Genomic DNA, 14715 nt, shown 5'->3' with positions numbered 1-14715 from the left:
TCGGGTGCCCCTCCGTCAGGAAAGACTGTTCTGCATGGAGCGCAGTGCGCCGGAGCGCTGCAGGCTGTACACCAGCACGCCCGCAATGATGGAACCCACTGCAGTGGAGATGAGGAACGGCACGATGTAGGCATAGAACGCGATGTCGCCGGCGCTCTTGCCCATGAGGAAGATGGCCACCGGGTAAGCGCACAGGCCGCCCAGAATGCTGGTGCCGAACACCTCGCCCACCATGGTGGCAAGGATGTTTTTGGTCTTATGGTACACAAGGCCGCACAGCAGTGCGCCGAACATGCTGCCGGGGAAGGCCATCAGGCTGCCCAGACCCAGCAGATTGCGCAGCAGCGAGGCCACAAAGGCCACGCCCACGCCCCACCACGGGCCAAGCAGCACCGCGCAGGTCACATTGACCATATGCTGGATGGGTGCACATTTGCTGCCGAACATGGGGAAGCTGAATACGCTGCCCACCACGCACAGAGCGCACAGCATGCCGGCCAACGCCAGCTTTTTCACAGAGAGTTTTTTCATAAGGCAAGGCTCCTTTCCAAACCTGCGGAAGCAGCAAAAACCATACAGCGCCTCCGCAAACAGCCCGCACCCGGTGCCAGACCCGGCGCAGGAACTATAAGAAGCGGTCGAGACTTTCTGGTCTCCTCTCACGCCGGAACACGGCTTCCCATCGCTGACGGTCACAAAGCTCAGGGCGCTCCCCCTCAGCCCGCTGCGGCACTTCCGCAGAAAAGTACAAGGCATCCTCCTTAATGGTAATAGGTACACAACAAAAAAAACAGGAGACACCTTCCGCGGTGCCTCCTGCAAAAAATCATCCATTCTGACTTCCTACGGCGGCATTATCCGCATCAGGTAAAAGGGTCGAAGTTTGGGTACTTCCTCTCAGCCTGCTTTACAAGCTCCCCTGTATTTGATTGTGACTGTATTCTACACCCTTTGCGCACAAATTGCAAGAGGGGGCAAAGGCGCGCACAGCGGTGCAAAACGTTTTTCACGCAGTTTTTGGGGCGTTTCACGCAGGTTTTATTGAAAAAGAAGGTGAAATATGGTATTTTCAAGATGGACACATACCCCCCCCCGTAAGCAAAAAGGAGGAATTCCATATGAAGCAGACGACCCTGACCCAAAGGCTGCTCTCAGCCCTCGTGGCGCTGTGCATGGTGCTGAGCGTGTGCGCACCCGCCTTTGCGGATGTGACCGACCCTGATATGGCCAAGGCCGCACAGTGGTGCACCGAGCAGGGCACCATGGGTGCCAAGGGCGACCGCTTTGAGCCCGAAGGCTGGACCCCGAAGTTCAAGGTGATCGAAGTGTGGAACAAGACGTTCCCCGCAGCCTGATGCCGGCAGTGTGGATGCCGTGCTCGGTTCGGACCTTTTCCGTGAAAATGGGGCTGTTGCAAAATAGCTCTCTGAAAAAATCATGAACAAAACCCGGAACCTTTTCTCGGCCAAAACGGCTCAAAAAGGGTTCCGGGTTTTTGATGTTATGCTGTTTCCGCCTTATCCGTTCCACCCTCTGGCAGAGGGGTCCAGCATTTCGGTGGCAGAGTAAATGAGGGCGTTGCAGATGGCTGCAGCCACATTGCTGCCGCCCTTGCGGCCCATGGCGGCGATGGCAGGCACGCCGTATCGCTCGCAGGCGGCAAACAGTACTTCCTTGCTTTCCACCACATTCACAAACCCCACCGGCACGCCAATGACCAGTGCAGGCCGCAGACCGGCTTCCATTTCCTCCGCAATGGTCAAAAGGGCCGTGGGCGCATTGCCAATGGCCAGAATGGCCCCCGGGTGCTCCCGGGCAGCGCGGTGCATGGCGGCAACGGCACGGGTGGTGCCCGCCTGCTTTGCGGCTTCGGCCACAGCGGGGTCTGCCATGTAGCAGATGGCTTCACCGTTCAGTTTTTTCAGGCCCGGCTTTGTGATGCCCGCCAGCGCCATATTGGTGTCGGTAACGATGAAAGCACCCGCGTGCAGGGCCTTGACTGCGGCTTCCACCGCGCCGGGTGTAAAGCGCAGATTTTTGGCATAGTCGAAATCCGCGGTGGTGTGGATGACCCGCTTGACCACCGCAGCCGTCTCCGGCGGCGGGGTCAGGCCCAGCTCGTCCAGTTCCCTTGTGATAATGGAGATGCTCGTCCGTTCAATGTCGGCGGGCAGATGATGCTGCGGTGTCATGTGTTGTCTCCTTTTTGCATTCCCATGGCGGCATAGATAGCGGGCATATCCAGTGCCGCGCGCACACCATCGGCAAGCAGATCAAACTGCTGCTGACGGTACTGCTCCATGGGGATAAGCTCGGCCCCGGCCGGATCGATGCCCTTCCGTTTGCACAAAAATGCGGTCAGTTTTTCGGTCAGTTCGCCGGTGTCGAACAGGCCGTGCAGGTAGGTACCGAATACACCGTCCTGCACACAGCCCTCCGGCGTGCCGTCTGCAAGGATGCAGAACGCACTGCCCCGCACCTCGGTGCGGCCTGCGTGGATCTCGTAGCCCGTCAGCTTTGCGCCTGCAAAGGGTTCTGTGGTCACACAGGCTGCGGTCTGGGTCAGGTGCTTTTCGGTGCCGAACACCGTCGTGGTGGGCAGCAGGCCAAGGCCCCGCAGGGTGCAGGGGGTGCCGCTCTCCTCCCCTGCCGGGTCGCAGAGCTGTTCGCCCAGCATCTGGTAGCCGCCGCACACGCCCAGCACCGGCGTACCGGCTGCCGAAAGCCTGAGCACCGCCGCTTCCAGTCCGCTTTCCCTCAGCCAGCGCAGGTCGTCCATGGTGTTTTTGGTGCCGGGCAGGATGACGAGATCCGGTGCACCCAGCTGGCGGGTGCGCTGCACATACCGCACGCCCAGCAGCGGGTGCTGTTCCAGCGGGATAAAGTCGGTGAAGTTGGACACATGCGGCAGGCGCAGGATGGCGATATCCAGCGGTTTGACCGCAGCTTTTGTATCCAGCCGGTCGGAGAGGGAGTCCTCGTCCTCGATCTCCACCCGCAGGTACGGCACTACGCCCAGCACGGGCAGCTGCGTTTTTTCTTCCAGCATGGCAAGGCCGGGCCGCAGGATCTCCACATCGCCCCGGAACTTGTTGATGATCAGGCCCCTGATGCGGGCACGCTCGTCGGCTTCCAGCAGCTCCACAGTGCCGTACAGCTGGGCGAATACGCCGCCCCGGTCGATATCGCCCGCCAGCAGCACCGGCGCATCCACCAGCTTTGCAAGGCCCATGTTCACGATATCGTCGGCTTTCAGGTTGATCTCCGCCGGGCTGCCCGCGCCTTCGATCACGATGATGTCGTTCTCGGCGGCAAGGCTGTTGTAGGCTTCCAGAATGTCCGGGATAAGGCTGCGCTTCATCCTGAAATAATCGGCGGCGGACATCTGGCCCCGGGCCTTGCCGTTCACGATCACCTGACTGCCCACATCGCTGCTGGGCTTGAGCAGGATGGGGTTCATGCGCACATCCGGCTCCACGCCTGCAGCCTGTGCCTGCACCACCTGAGCACGGCCCATCTCTGCACCGTTGCGGGTGACGAAGCTATTCAGGGCCATGTTCTGGCTTTTGAAAGGGGCCACGCGGTAGCCATCCTGCGCAAAAATGCGGCACAGCGCCGCGCACAGCAGGCTTTTGCCCGCACCGCTCATGGTGCCCTGCACCATAATGCATTTTGCCTTGCTCATTGTGCCACCTCCGGCAGGGTTTCGGCCAGCAGTGCAAGCAGCTGCCGGTTTTCATTCTCGGTGCGCACAGCGGTGCGGTACCAGCTGGCATCAAGGCCCGGATAATTGCCGCAGCTGCGCAGCACCGCACCCTTGCGGCGCAGCGCTTCGCCCAGCGCTTCCGGCGCGCGGAACAGCAGATAGTTAGCCCGGCCCTCGATCACCCGCAGGCCCAGCGCCCGCAGGCCGTCTGCCAGCACAGGCCGCTGTGCTTCGATCAATGCACGCACCTTCGCCACATATTCCGTCTCGTCCAGCGCAGCGATGCCCGCCGCCTGTGCCAGACTGGAAACCGCCCACGGCTGGCCCGCTGCCCGCATCCGGGCAAGCAGCTCTGTGTCAGAGCACAGGCAATAGCCCAGACGCACGCCTGCCATGCCGTAAAGCTTGGTGAAGGCTTTTAAAATAATCAGTTTTTTGCTGTTTTTCAGCAGATGCCTTGCCGAAAGGCCTTCGCCCTCCGGCAGAAAATCCAGAAAGCATTCGTCCACGGCCAGCACCGCACCCACGGCTTCGCATCTGCGCAGCAGCGCTTCCACAAGGGCAGGCTCTGCCAGCTGGCCGGTGGGGTTGTTGGGCTGACAGAGGAACACCATATTTGTACCCGGGTGCACCGCGTTCAGGAGATCTTTCGTCACCGCAAAATCGTTTTCTTCCCGCAAAAAATGACGTTCCACCGTGCAGTCCACAGTTTCCAGTGCCGTGGCGTACTCGGCAAAGGTGGGCGCCGTCACCAGTGCAGTGCGGGGCTTTGCAGCCAACGCCAGCCGGAAGATGAGGTCTGCCGCGCCGTTGCCGCACAGCAGCCATTCGGCGGGCACTCCCTCAGCCACCGCCAGTTTTTCACGCAGGGCCCGACACAGCGGGTCGGGGTAGCGGTCGGCCGTGGCAAGCGCTGCCGTAATGGCCTTTGCCACCCCTTCCGGCAGACCCAGCGGGCTGACATTGGCCGAAAAATCCAGCGGGTCGCGGCCAAACTCGGCGCGGTAGCCCGCCCAGTCGCCGCCATGGGTCAATTGTTTCATGCAAGGAACCCCCGTATTGCTGCACCCCATGCCAGCGCAAAGCCGCTTGCCACATACATCATGCGGTTGGCGCGCAGGATATCCTGCGGCTCAATGGGGCGCAGGGCATCACCGATGGTAGGCTTGGGGTAATATTCACCAAAATAGTAAGCCGGGCCGGCCAGCTGCACGCCCAGTGCACCGGCGCAGGCGCTTTCGGTCTGGGCGCTGTTGGGGCTGGCGTGGTTGCGCCGGTCCCGCCGCCAGATGCGCCATGCACCTTTGGCATCGTTGCCGGTAAAGGCCGCAGCCGCCACCCACAAAAGGGCGGCAATGCGGCTGGGGATGTAGTTGGCAAGGTCGTCCAGCTTCGCGGCTGCGCGGCCAAAGTAAAGATACTTCTCGTTTTTGTAGCCCAGCATGCTGTCCATGGTATTGATAGCCTTGTAGGTCAGCGCCAGCGGTGCCCCGCCGATGAGCATATACAGCAGCGGCGCAATGACGCCGTCGCTGGCATTTTCGGCCACCGTTTCCACCGCAGCTTTGGTCACACCCTCTGCGGTCAGGTTCTGGGTGTCGCGGCCCACGATGCGGCTCACGGCTTTGCGAGCGGCGGGCAGGTCGTTCCGGACCAGCTCGTTATACACATTTGTGCTCTCCTGCGCAAGGCCCCTTGCCGCCAGCGCCTGCCCGCACCAGAACATCTGCACCGCAAGGCCCAGCCACGGGCTGAGCTTTGCCGCCGCCAGACACACAAGGCTCGTGACCAGAAAGGTGCCCACCGGCAGGCAGAACGCCGTCACGGCACCGCCCAGCAGCTCTCCCTGCGGGGTGCCGGGCAGGCGGGCGCGCAGGAACTTTTCCAGCCGGGAGATACATCTGCCCATAAGCACCACCGGGTGCGGCAGCCACGCCGGGTCGCCGAAGAGCGCGTCCAGCACAAAACCGCCGACAACTGCCTGAAGGATCATGCCCTGCTCTCCTTTGTGTACTGGACGGTCTTTACGAGATACAGCAGATGCTTTTCCGTCCAGTCCTTTGCATCCAGCACAAAGCCGCCCGCGTTGGGTCCGCACCATGCGTAATAGTCCCTGTGAGGGACGGCAAACCGCTCCATGGCGGCCATCTGGGTGCCGCCGTGGGCCAGAATGACCAGCCGTTCTTCGCCTGCGGCAAGGGCTTTATCGATCAGCTCTGCCACGGTGCGGCAGATGCGGTCTGAAAAATCCGTCTTGCGCTCTCCATCCGGGCAGGGGCTTTCGCAGTTGGCCTTCACCCATGCCTGATACTCGGGGTCCTTTTCCATCTCGATGAAATTGCGGCCCTCAAAGCTGCCAAAGCACATCTCTTTCAGGCCGTCCACCGGCACAAGCTTTGCCTCCGGGAACAGGATGCGCGCCGTCTGGCTGGTGCGCTGCAAGGTGGAAACATAGACCACATCGGGGTCAAAATCTGCCCGGCGCAGCTGAGCAGCGCCTTCGGGTGAGAGCGGGATGTCGCGCTGGCCCTGATAACGCTTCTGGGCGTTGTATTCCGTCTGGCCATGACGCAGAAGATAGATCAGCATTGAGACAATTCTCCTTTCAAAACCGTGGGGATGCCGCAGAACATCTGCACCACGCATTCGGCCCGTGCGGCCAGCAGGCAGGCAAGCCTGCCCGCCGCCTCGCGGTCTGCGCGCTGTTTGACATCCATCGGCACAACACCGCCGCCTACCTCGGTGGCGATGAGGATATCGTATTCATGGGCAAGCTTGTCTGCCAAGGCAGGCAGGTCGGCGGCATCGGCAGCCAATACCTGCACGTCCGAAAGACGCTTGCCGGGAAGTGTTTGCGCAAAGGTGCGCTTGCCGCTGTAGAGCGGCCCGGTAATAAAGATCATAGCAGCCCTCCCCACTGGCAGGCACACAGCGCCGCCAGCATCCAGAGCTCGGCCTTTTGCAAAAACCACCCGGCAAGGTCGCCGGTGATGCCGCCGAACTGCTTCCAACTCACGGCATGGTAGCGCCAGAGCACCGCCAGCGCTGCCAGCACCAGCGCCCAGCCGCTCAGCGCCGCCATGCCCACGCATAGCACTGCGGCCAGCACCGCCAGCACCCGGCGCACCACAGTTTTGTCTGCTGCAGTGGCAAAGGTGTGTGCAAGACCGGTGTTTTTTGCCATGGGGAACGATGCCACCGCAAGGCCCGAAAGCGCCCGTTCCAGCACCAGTGCCAGAACCCACAGCACACCCACGCGGGGTGTAAAACTCACACAGGTGCACAGGGCAAAATAGGCCAGAAAATAGCTGCACAGCCGGATGACCGCAAAGGCACCGCAATGGGGGTCTTTTAATATTTCCAGCTTCTTTTCTCGGTCGCCGTAGCTGGAAAGGGCATCGCAGGTGTCGGCATAGCCGTCCAGATGGATGCCGCCGGTGATCCATACCGGGATCAGCGCAAAGCCCGCCGCCTTGGCAAGGCCCGGCAGGGGCATCGCGCCACACACACACCACGCCGCACCAATAACGACACCAATGAGCGGGAAGGCGCACATGGCGTAACGCATATTCTTTTCGTTCCAGTCGAACTGCGGCACCGGGATGGCTGAAAACATGGCAAAGGCCACCGCAATGGTCTGCAAAACGATCATTTTTCCACTCCTTTATGATAGACCGGGATGCCGCATACCACCCGCACCACATTGTCGGCCCGGGCGGCAAAGGCATTGTTTACCTGCGCCAGTGCCAGCAGATAGCGGCCTGTGTCACCGGCATAGTCGGCCCCGCCGCTGAACACCTCGTTGGAAACAACGATGAGGTTTTCGCACTGGGCTGCAAGGCTTTCCAGCCCGTGCAGGATGGCTTTGGCCGCGTTTTCCCCTGCTCCCGCCGGGTCGTACAGCTCGTTGGCGGCAAGGTTGCCAAGGTCTTCCAGCAAGGCGGTGCCCCGCGCAGGCAGGCGCACATCGTCCAGATGCAAGGGACACTCCACCGTCACAAACTGCTTTGCGGCCCGCATTTTGCGGTGCTTTTCCACCCGGGCGGCACACTCGGCATCCCACACCTGCATGGTGGCAAGATAGTAGCGCGGGCCGGTGGTTTTCAGCACAAGGCTCTCGGCGTATTCACTTTTGCCGCTGGCCGCGCCGCCCAGAACCAGCGTCAGCATTGGGGCGTATACGGCGCAATGCCGCCCTCCGCAAAGGAGTAGCACCCGCCGTATACGGCCAGTGCCATATCCCACAGCGGGATGCTGGCCACCGCGCCGGTGCCCTCGCCCAGATGCAGCCCCGCCGTAATGATGGGTGCCTTGCCCAGTGCTTCCAGCACGATGCGCGCGGCAGGCTCTGCCGAGCAGTGGCTTGCAAACACAGCCTTTACCGCCGCCGGGCACAGCCGCACGGCGCACAGCGCGGCCACTCCGCTGATAAAGCCATCTGCCAGCACCGGCACACCGGCCAGTGCACCGCCCAGAAACACACCGCACAGGCCCGCGATATCAAAGCCGCCAAGCTTTGCAAGAACATCCAATGTGTCTTCCGGGTCCGGCTCATTGCAAAGGATGCCGCGGCAGATGGCATCCACCTTACGGGCAAGCCCTTCGTCCGAGAGGCCCGCACCGCGCCCGGTCATAAGCTCCACGGGCTGGCCCAGCAGCACTGCCGCCACCGCGCTGGAGGTGGTGGTATTGCCAATGCCCATTTCACCGGTGGCGATGAGCCTGTAGCCATCCTCTGCCAGTTCCCGGGCAAGGGCAATGCCCTCCCCAACGGCCTGCACGGCCTCGGCCCGGCTCATGGCAGGGCCTTGGGTAAAATCCGCCGTGCCTGCGGCAATGCGGCAGCTGCGCACGCCGGGCACCGGTTCGCCTGCCATGCCCATATCCACGGGCAGAACATCGCAGTGGGCCGTGCGGGCCATCTGGCACACACTGGTGCGCCGCATGGCAAGGTTTTCGGCCACGGCACGGGTCACTTCCTGCCCGGTCTGGCTCACGCCCTGCGCCACCACGCCGTTATCCGCGCAGAGCACCACCACCACCCGGCGGGAAAGATCAAGCTCCGCACTGCCGGTAAGGGCGGCGGCATCCTCCAGCATGGTCTCCAGCCGGCCCAACCCGCCCAGAGGCTTTGCAAGGCTGGCCCAGTGGGCGTGTGCCGCCGCGCGGGCAGCTTCGTTGGCCGGGGTGATACCCGCCAAAAGTGCATTCAGTTCCGTTTCGGTCATTTTGGTCATCCTTTTGTTTTGCTGTATCGTTCTGCCGCGCGCACAAAGCGGCCCGGCAGGGGCGTGCCCGCCCAGTATAAATGCGGGAAGCCCGCATAGAAATTCTCGTTTGCAAAGCCGCATTCCCACTGCATTTTTTCGTTTTTGCAGGCAGTAAATGCAGTGCCGTTTGCGGTGGAATCCCAGTGGTGGAATTCGTGGATGGGCAGCGTTTCTCCGGCGCAGAAGAGCATACTGTCCGCCTTGGCGGTCATTTCGGCATAGCCAAAGCGCACCAGCCTTCCCACCCGGATGCCATCGCCCGGCAGAACGTCTGCCATGGGCCACACCTTACCGTCGGCATCCTCAAGACTCCGGCCCAGATACAAAAAGCCGCCGCATTCGGCCGCTGTGGGCAGGCCCGCCTGCACGGCCTGCCGGATGGAAGCCAGCATGGTTTTGTTTTCACTCAGAGTTTTGGCGTACAGCTCCGGGTAGCCGCCGGGCAGATACAGCCCGCCTATATTTTCCGGCAAAACCGCATCCTGCACCGGGCTGAAAAGCACAAGCTCCGCCCCGGCATCCCGCAGTGCGTCCAGCGTTTCGGCATAGGTAAAGCAGAACGCCTCGTCCTTTGCCACCGCAATGCGGACGGATGTGGGTGCAGCTGCTCCCGGCAAAGCTTCCGGCGCAGGCTTTTCGGTCAGCACGGCAAGGCGCTGCCAATCCAGCACCAGTGCATCGGCCAGCAGGGCGATCTTTTCCTGCAGGTCGGCAATTTCATCTGCAGTCTTCAGGCCGAGGTGTCGGCTTTCTACCGCTGCCTGCGGCAAATGGGGCAGATAGCCCAGCACCGGCAGGCCGGTCTCCCTTTCCAGCAGGGCCTTGAGCATTTTATACAGCTTTTCGGAACAATCATTGAGCAGGATGCCCGAAACATGGCTGTTTTTGCGGAAGCTCACAAGGCCCTGAATTTGTGCGGCCAGCGTCACGCTGGCACCCTTGGGCTGTACCACCAGCAGCACCGGCAGGCCCAGCGTATCCGCCAGTTCCCAAGCGCTGGCACGGGTGGTCAGGCCCTGACCATCATAAAAGCCCATAGCGCCCTCGCACACGGCGGCACCATGCCCGGCGGCATAGCGGGCAAAAATGGCCCGCACCATATCCCTGTTGGAAAGAAACAGATCCAGATTGTGGCTGTCCACCTGCAGAGCCGAGCGGTGGAACATGGGGTCGATGTAGTCCGGCCCGCTTTTGAACGCACAGGGGTCGGCCCCGCGCTTTTTCAGCGCCGCCAGCACTGCGCAGGCAACAGTGGTCTTGCCGCTGCCGGAAGAAGGCGCGGCGATGAGGAATTGCATCATTTGCGTGTACCCGTAATGAGGAAGATGGGGTTATTGGCCATGAGCAGGTGCAGTCGGCCCGCCGGTTTTGTGCGGCTGACGGCGATCTGCGTTACCTCTGCGGTCAGGCCCCGGGCCGTGAGGGCGGCAATGGCAGCGCCCAGCGTTTCCAGCGCAATGGCCGAAATGCAGATGCGTGCGTTCGGATTCTTGCCGAGCACTTCATCCAGCACGGCTTCCATGCCGCCTTTGGTGCCGCCGATGAACACGGCATCCGGCGCAGGCAGGTCTGCCAGCACATCCGGTGCGCGGCCCTCGATGAGGATGAGGTTGCAAGCATGGAACTTTGCCCGGTTTTTACGGATCAGTTCACAGGCATCCGGTTCACACTCCACGGCGTAAACGCGGCCTTTGGGTGCCGCCAGCGCAAGCTCCACGCTCACACTGCCGGTGCCTGCGCCCACATCCCACAGAGTGTCGGTGGGCATTACCGCCAGCTTTGCCAGCGCAGCAGCGCGCACCTCCTGCTTGGTCATGGGCACCTCGCTCCGGATGAAGCTTTCGTCCGGGAAGCCCGGCGCACGCAGCTGCGGCAGATCAAAGTTTTCCACCAGAAGCACGCTGAGTGGTGCAAAGCTCTGCCCCGCCAGCTCTGCAGCAGAACCGTAGCGGATGGCTTCCGCTTCGGTGCCAAGGTTTTCGCCCACCACGCCGTGGGCTTCGCCCATACCGGCATCGGTCAGCTTCTGGCACAGAGAGGCGGGCGTTTCAGTGCCGCCGGTGAGGAAGAACACCGAACGGTTCATCATGCACTCGGCCACCGGGTCGCAGGCACAGCCATGGGCCGAGACCAGCTTCCAGTCCTGCCACGGTCGGCCCAGCGCCGCTGAAAGCAGCTGGATGCTGGAAACGCCCGGATACACCCGCGCGGGGATGCCCAGCGCCCGCAGCGGCGTGAGCAGACCGGACGCACCGGAGTAAAATCCGGTATCGCCGCTGTAAAGCACGGCAGCATCCTGCCCGGGGTTTTGTGCCAGTGTTTCCAGAATGTCAGCGGGCTGGTAGAGCGCGAACTGCCGGGCCATGCTGTCTGCAGGCAGGCCCGCCAGCAGCCGCTTTGCACCGAACACAAGGCCCGCGCTGCGCACAGCCTGCTGCGCCTGCGCCGAAAGGGCTTCCCATTTTCCGCTGCCCATGCCGATCAGTGTGACCATTGCAAAATCTCCTTGCAATACGCTAAAATTTGTGTTTCCGTCTCGCCAGTTTCCGGCGGGCGGCGCAGCACCACCAGCTGTGCGCCGGTATCGGCAGCGGCCTGCACCTTCTCGGCAAAGCCGCCCGCTGCGCCGCCGTCCTTGGTGACGAGGTACCGGATCTGGAACTGTGTTATCAACGCCTTATTCAGCGCCAGACTGAACGGCCCCTGCATGGCAATGATGTTCCGGTGCGGGACATTGGCCGCTTCACAGGCGGCAATGCCCTCCGGCGTGGGCAGGACGCGCGGGTAAAGCCGCGCCGGTTCCAGCCCGGCAAACACAGCCAGCTCCTTGGCACCGGTGGCAAGCAGGATATTGCCCTCTGTCCCGGCCAGATATTCTGCAGCCTGCGCTGCTGTTTCAAACACCGCACAGCCGGGCGGCAAGGGGCTTTGCGCACGCAGTAGGCGGCGGTATTCCACGCCCGCCTGCACCGCTGCAGCGCGGATGTTCCTGGTGGCATCCACTGCATAAGGGTGGGTGGCATCCACGCAGAGATCAGCTCCCGCCAGCAATGCCGCCATGGCATCCGGCTGCAGCCGCCCGGCGTGCACCGTGATGCCCGCCATTTCGCCCTGCTCCTCGGCCCCCAGCGGCGTTGCCACGCACACCGTTACCGCAACGCCAAGCTCTGCCAGCTTTTTGGAGAAGCGGCGGCCCTCGGTGGTGCCGCTGAACACGACCGCCTTCACTTACGGTACCCCCGCGGCGTGACCATCCGGCCCGAAAGGGCGCGGGTATTGCTGTTGCCGATATACACGGTGGTGAACATATCCACCGGCGTGTTTTCCAGCTCGGCCAGCGTCAGCACCCGGGCACTCTGGCCCTCGCGGCCAATGTTGCGCACAAGGCCGCAGACGGTATCATCCGCCTTGCCGTTTGCGCGCAGGATGCGCACTGCCTTTTGCAGGTAGTCCGGCCTGCCCTTGGAGGAAGGATTATAGAGTGCAGCGCAGAAATCTCCCTGCGCTGCGCAGGCCAGCCGCTTTTCGATGACCTCCCACGGGGTAAGCCGGTCGGAAAGGGAGATCACGCAGAAATCGTGGGCCAGCGGCGCGCCCAGCACAGCCCCGCCGCTGAGGGCGGCCGTAAGGCCGGGCACCACTTCTACGGCAACGTCCGGGTAATCCTGCGCCAGTTCCAGCACAGGGCTGGCCATGCCGTAAACGCCTGCGTCGCCGCTGCACACCATCACCACGCGCCTGCCGGTATTCGCCTTTTCCAGCGCCCAGCGGCAGCGGTCGATTTCCTTGGTCATGCCGGTGGAATAATATTCCTCACATGGGAACTCCGGCTCGATCAGGTCAAGATAAAGTTTATAGCCGCAGATGGCATCTGCGTGTTCCAGAACATTCCGGGCTTCCTGCGTCAGGTAGTAAACATCTCCGGGGCCAATGCCCACCACGTAGACTACCTTTTCCGGTTCGTCGATCTCAAATTCCATCGGGTCAAACATTCTGCCACCTCCAGTCCGGGGCATAGGGCCGCACGGCCAGCGCAAAGGTCACGCCGGTATGGGCATATTTGTGAAAAACGAGTGTCCCGCCTGCGGCCAGCACTGCCGACCGTTCACAGACATTGTCCACGCCGGTAACGCTCTGCACAAAGGCCGAAGGCGTAAAGCTGCCGGGGGCGGCACGCAGCTGTTCCGCTGTGAAAAACTGCACCGGCCAGCTGTGGCTCTTACAGAAGGTCAGCAGGCCCGCCTCGTTTTGTTTTAAGTCGATGCTTGCCGCCGCCGTGATGCATTGCGGCGCAAGGCGGTTCTGGGCACAGAAAGCTGCAAAGGCTTCGGCCAGCGTTTCGGCGCTGGTGCCGCGTTTGCAGCCCACGCCCAGCACGCCGATGCGCGGCACCAGATGCAGCGCATCTCCCGCCGGGCAGAGGGTGAGGGCAAAGTCCGGGGCATCTCCCGCCGTGATCCCATCAGGCGGTGCACCCGCAATAGGCCAGTCGGATGCGAACTGCACCGTTTTGCCCGCCAGCAGTGCACCGCTGACAAGCTTGATGCGCTCCGGCTCCAGCACGGTGCAATTCTGGTGCTTTGCCCACTCGTCCACCGCAAACACACCGTTTGCGTCGGTGGCTGTGGTGATCACCGGCACCGCACCGCACACAGCGGCAAGCGCCCGGGCAAGGTCGTTGGCACCGCCCAGGTGGCCTGAGAGGATGGGCACGGCAAAGCGGCCGCACTCGTCCAGCACCACAACGGCAGGGTCCTGTGCCTTGCTTTGGCAGTGGGGCGCAATGGCCCGCACCGCAATGCCCACAGCACCTACAAAAACAAGGGCATCGCTCCCGGCAAACTGGCGGGCCGTCCAATCGGCAAGGTGCACCTGCCCGGCTTCATGGCCGCAGCGGGCCACGCTGCCGGGATATGCCGCCGCCAGTTTTTGGGCCAGTGCAAGGCCCTTTGCCGTAAAGGCCAGATAGGCGCGGGTCACTGGTCTGTCCCCTTGCGGAACTCGGTGGTAAAGGCCGGGTCGTAGAGCTTGCTGCGCTCATAATTCCGGCCCAGAAAGCCGCCTGCCACAATGAGCGCCGTTTTGGTGATGCCCGCTGCATGAACGCTTTCCGCCAGCGTACCTACGGTGCAGCGAACCGTTTTTTCTTCCGGCCATGTGGCCTTATACACCACCGCTGCCGGGGTATCCGGCGTATAGGCACCGCCTGCCAGAAGCGCCTGCTGTACTTTGTCCACAAGGCCGATGGATAGAAAAATGACCATCGTTGCCCCGTGGGCGGCAAGGCTTGCCAGCTTTTCTTTTTCCGGCACCGGGGTGCGGCCCTCCATGCGGGTGATGATGACGGTCTGGCTGACGGTGGGCAGGGTGTACTCGGCGTTCAGTGCCGCCGCTGCGCCGCAGAAGCTGGACACACCGGGGGTATCATCGTAGGGAATGCCCTCGGCATCCAGCACATCCATCTGCTCCCGGATGGCACCGTAAAGGCAGGGGTCGCCGGTGTGCAGGCGCACGGTGATCTTACCCGCAGCTTCCATCTGCCGCATCACATCCAGCACCTGCTCCAGCGTCATTTCAGCGCTGTTATAAATGGCGCAGTCTGCCTTTGCAAGGCCCAGCAGGGCCGGGTTCACCAGACTGCCCGCATAGATGATGCAGTCGGCTTTCTGAAGCAGGGCCGCGCCCCGCCGGGTGATGAGGTCCGGTGCGCCGGGGCCTGCACCAACAAAATGTACCATA

The 14715-nt window shown here is 62.4% G+C and carries 17 protein-coding genes and 1 riboswitch; of the genes, 1 reads left to right on the top strand and 16 read right to left on the bottom strand.

Annotated elements, in window-relative coordinates; translation table 11 throughout:
* Positions 1-15: 15 nt before the first annotated feature.
* The gene (thiW, locus tag GKG36_RS02515; RefSeq protein ID WP_118528981.1) at positions 16-531 is read right to left on the bottom strand and encodes an energy coupling factor transporter S component ThiW; all 516 of its coding nucleotides are present in this window, start codon (positions 529-531) and stop codon (positions 16-18) included.
* Between the two features lie 292 nt (positions 532-823).
* Positions 824-931, bottom strand: a riboswitch (TPP riboswitch).
* Positions 932-1118: 187 nt separating this feature from the next.
* On the opposite strand from thiW, the gene GKG36_RS02510 reads away from it, so the two are divergent.
* Positions 1119-1355, top strand: coding sequence for a hypothetical protein (locus GKG36_RS02510; RefSeq protein ID WP_154256027.1), 237 nt, complete (start codon positions 1119-1121; stop codon positions 1353-1355).
* A gap of 162 nt (positions 1356-1517) precedes the next feature.
* Here GKG36_RS02510 and GKG36_RS02505 read toward each other — a convergent pair whose 3' ends face one another.
* The 15 genes from GKG36_RS02505 to cobM are packed head-to-tail and all read right to left on the bottom strand — an operon-like array spanning position 1518 to position 14714.
* Entirely contained in the window at positions 1518-2192 is a 675-nt protein-coding gene (locus GKG36_RS02505) for a precorrin-8X methylmutase (RefSeq protein WP_005943225.1), read from the bottom strand.
* Positions 2189-3685 carry a cobyric acid synthase gene (locus tag GKG36_RS02500; protein WP_154258960.1) on the bottom strand — a complete coding sequence of 499 codons (1497 nt, stop codon included), beginning with the start codon at positions 3683-3685 and terminating at the stop codon, positions 2189-2191. The genes GKG36_RS02505 and GKG36_RS02500 overlap by 4 nt, the downstream gene beginning before the upstream one ends.
* Complete coding sequence (locus GKG36_RS02495) at positions 3682-4749, bottom strand: threonine-phosphate decarboxylase (RefSeq protein WP_154258958.1); 1068 nt, start codon at positions 4747-4749, stop codon at positions 3682-3684. Before GKG36_RS02495 ends, GKG36_RS02500 begins: the two co-directional genes overlap by 4 nt.
* Positions 4746-5699: an adenosylcobinamide-phosphate synthase CbiB gene (gene cbiB, locus GKG36_RS02490; RefSeq protein ID WP_154258956.1), complete on the bottom strand. Its 954-nt coding sequence runs from the start codon at positions 5697-5699 to the stop codon at positions 4746-4748. The genes GKG36_RS02495 and cbiB overlap by 4 nt, the downstream gene beginning before the upstream one ends.
* On the bottom strand, positions 5696-6295 hold the full coding sequence (locus GKG36_RS02485; RefSeq protein WP_005943240.1) for a histidine phosphatase family protein: 600 nt from the start codon (positions 6293-6295) through the stop codon (positions 5696-5698). The genes cbiB and GKG36_RS02485 overlap by 4 nt, the downstream gene beginning before the upstream one ends.
* Positions 6289-6609, bottom strand: coding sequence for a bifunctional adenosylcobinamide kinase/adenosylcobinamide-phosphate guanylyltransferase (locus GKG36_RS02480; RefSeq protein WP_005943245.1), 321 nt, complete (start codon positions 6607-6609; stop codon positions 6289-6291). The genes GKG36_RS02485 and GKG36_RS02480 overlap by 7 nt, the downstream gene beginning before the upstream one ends.
* A complete protein-coding gene (locus tag GKG36_RS02475; RefSeq protein WP_154258954.1) occupies positions 6606-7358 on the bottom strand; it encodes an adenosylcobinamide-GDP ribazoletransferase in 753 nt (250 codons plus the stop codon). Before GKG36_RS02475 ends, GKG36_RS02480 begins: the two co-directional genes overlap by 4 nt.
* The gene (locus tag GKG36_RS02470) at positions 7355-7876 is read right to left on the bottom strand and encodes a bifunctional adenosylcobinamide kinase/adenosylcobinamide-phosphate guanylyltransferase (protein ID WP_154258952.1); all 522 of its coding nucleotides are present in this window, start codon (positions 7874-7876) and stop codon (positions 7355-7357) included. Before GKG36_RS02470 ends, GKG36_RS02475 begins: the two co-directional genes overlap by 4 nt.
* Complete coding sequence (cobT, locus tag GKG36_RS02465) at positions 7870-8934, bottom strand: nicotinate-nucleotide--dimethylbenzimidazole phosphoribosyltransferase (RefSeq protein ID WP_173012864.1); 1065 nt, start codon at positions 8932-8934, stop codon at positions 7870-7872. Before cobT ends, GKG36_RS02470 begins: the two co-directional genes overlap by 7 nt.
* A 5-nt stretch (positions 8935-8939) precedes the next feature.
* Positions 8940-10277 (bottom strand): cobyrinate a,c-diamide synthase, encoded by a 1338-nt coding sequence (locus GKG36_RS02460; protein ID WP_154258948.1) that lies wholly within the window; start codon positions 10275-10277, stop codon positions 8940-8942.
* Positions 10274-11470 carry a precorrin-6y C5,15-methyltransferase (decarboxylating) subunit CbiE gene (cbiE, locus tag GKG36_RS02455; protein ID WP_154258946.1) on the bottom strand — a complete coding sequence of 399 codons (1197 nt, stop codon included), beginning with the start codon at positions 11468-11470 and terminating at the stop codon, positions 10274-10276. The genes GKG36_RS02460 and cbiE overlap by 4 nt, the downstream gene beginning before the upstream one ends.
* The gene (cobK, locus tag GKG36_RS02450) at positions 11458-12204 is read right to left on the bottom strand and encodes a precorrin-6A reductase (protein WP_097781490.1); all 747 of its coding nucleotides are present in this window, start codon (positions 12202-12204) and stop codon (positions 11458-11460) included. The genes cbiE and cobK overlap by 13 nt, the downstream gene beginning before the upstream one ends.
* Positions 12201-12968 (bottom strand): precorrin-3B C(17)-methyltransferase, encoded by a 768-nt coding sequence (gene cobJ, locus GKG36_RS02445; RefSeq protein WP_154258944.1) that lies wholly within the window; start codon positions 12966-12968, stop codon positions 12201-12203. Before cobJ ends, cobK begins: the two co-directional genes overlap by 4 nt.
* Positions 12961-13956: a cobalamin biosynthesis protein gene (locus GKG36_RS02440; RefSeq protein WP_173012863.1), complete on the bottom strand. Its 996-nt coding sequence runs from the start codon at positions 13954-13956 to the stop codon at positions 12961-12963. The genes cobJ and GKG36_RS02440 overlap by 8 nt, the downstream gene beginning before the upstream one ends.
* Positions 13953-14714, bottom strand: a complete 762-nt coding sequence (gene cobM, locus GKG36_RS02435; protein ID WP_097775026.1) for a precorrin-4 C(11)-methyltransferase — start codon at positions 14712-14714, stop codon at positions 13953-13955. The genes GKG36_RS02440 and cobM overlap by 4 nt, the downstream gene beginning before the upstream one ends.
* Position 14715: the final 1 nt, after the last annotated feature.

Source organism: Faecalibacterium sp. BIOML-A1, assembly GCF_009679715.1.
Lineage (GTDB): Bacteria > Bacillota > Clostridia > Oscillospirales > Ruminococcaceae > Faecalibacterium > Faecalibacterium taiwanense.
This window is presented reverse-complemented; position numbering and strand designations above follow the sequence as displayed.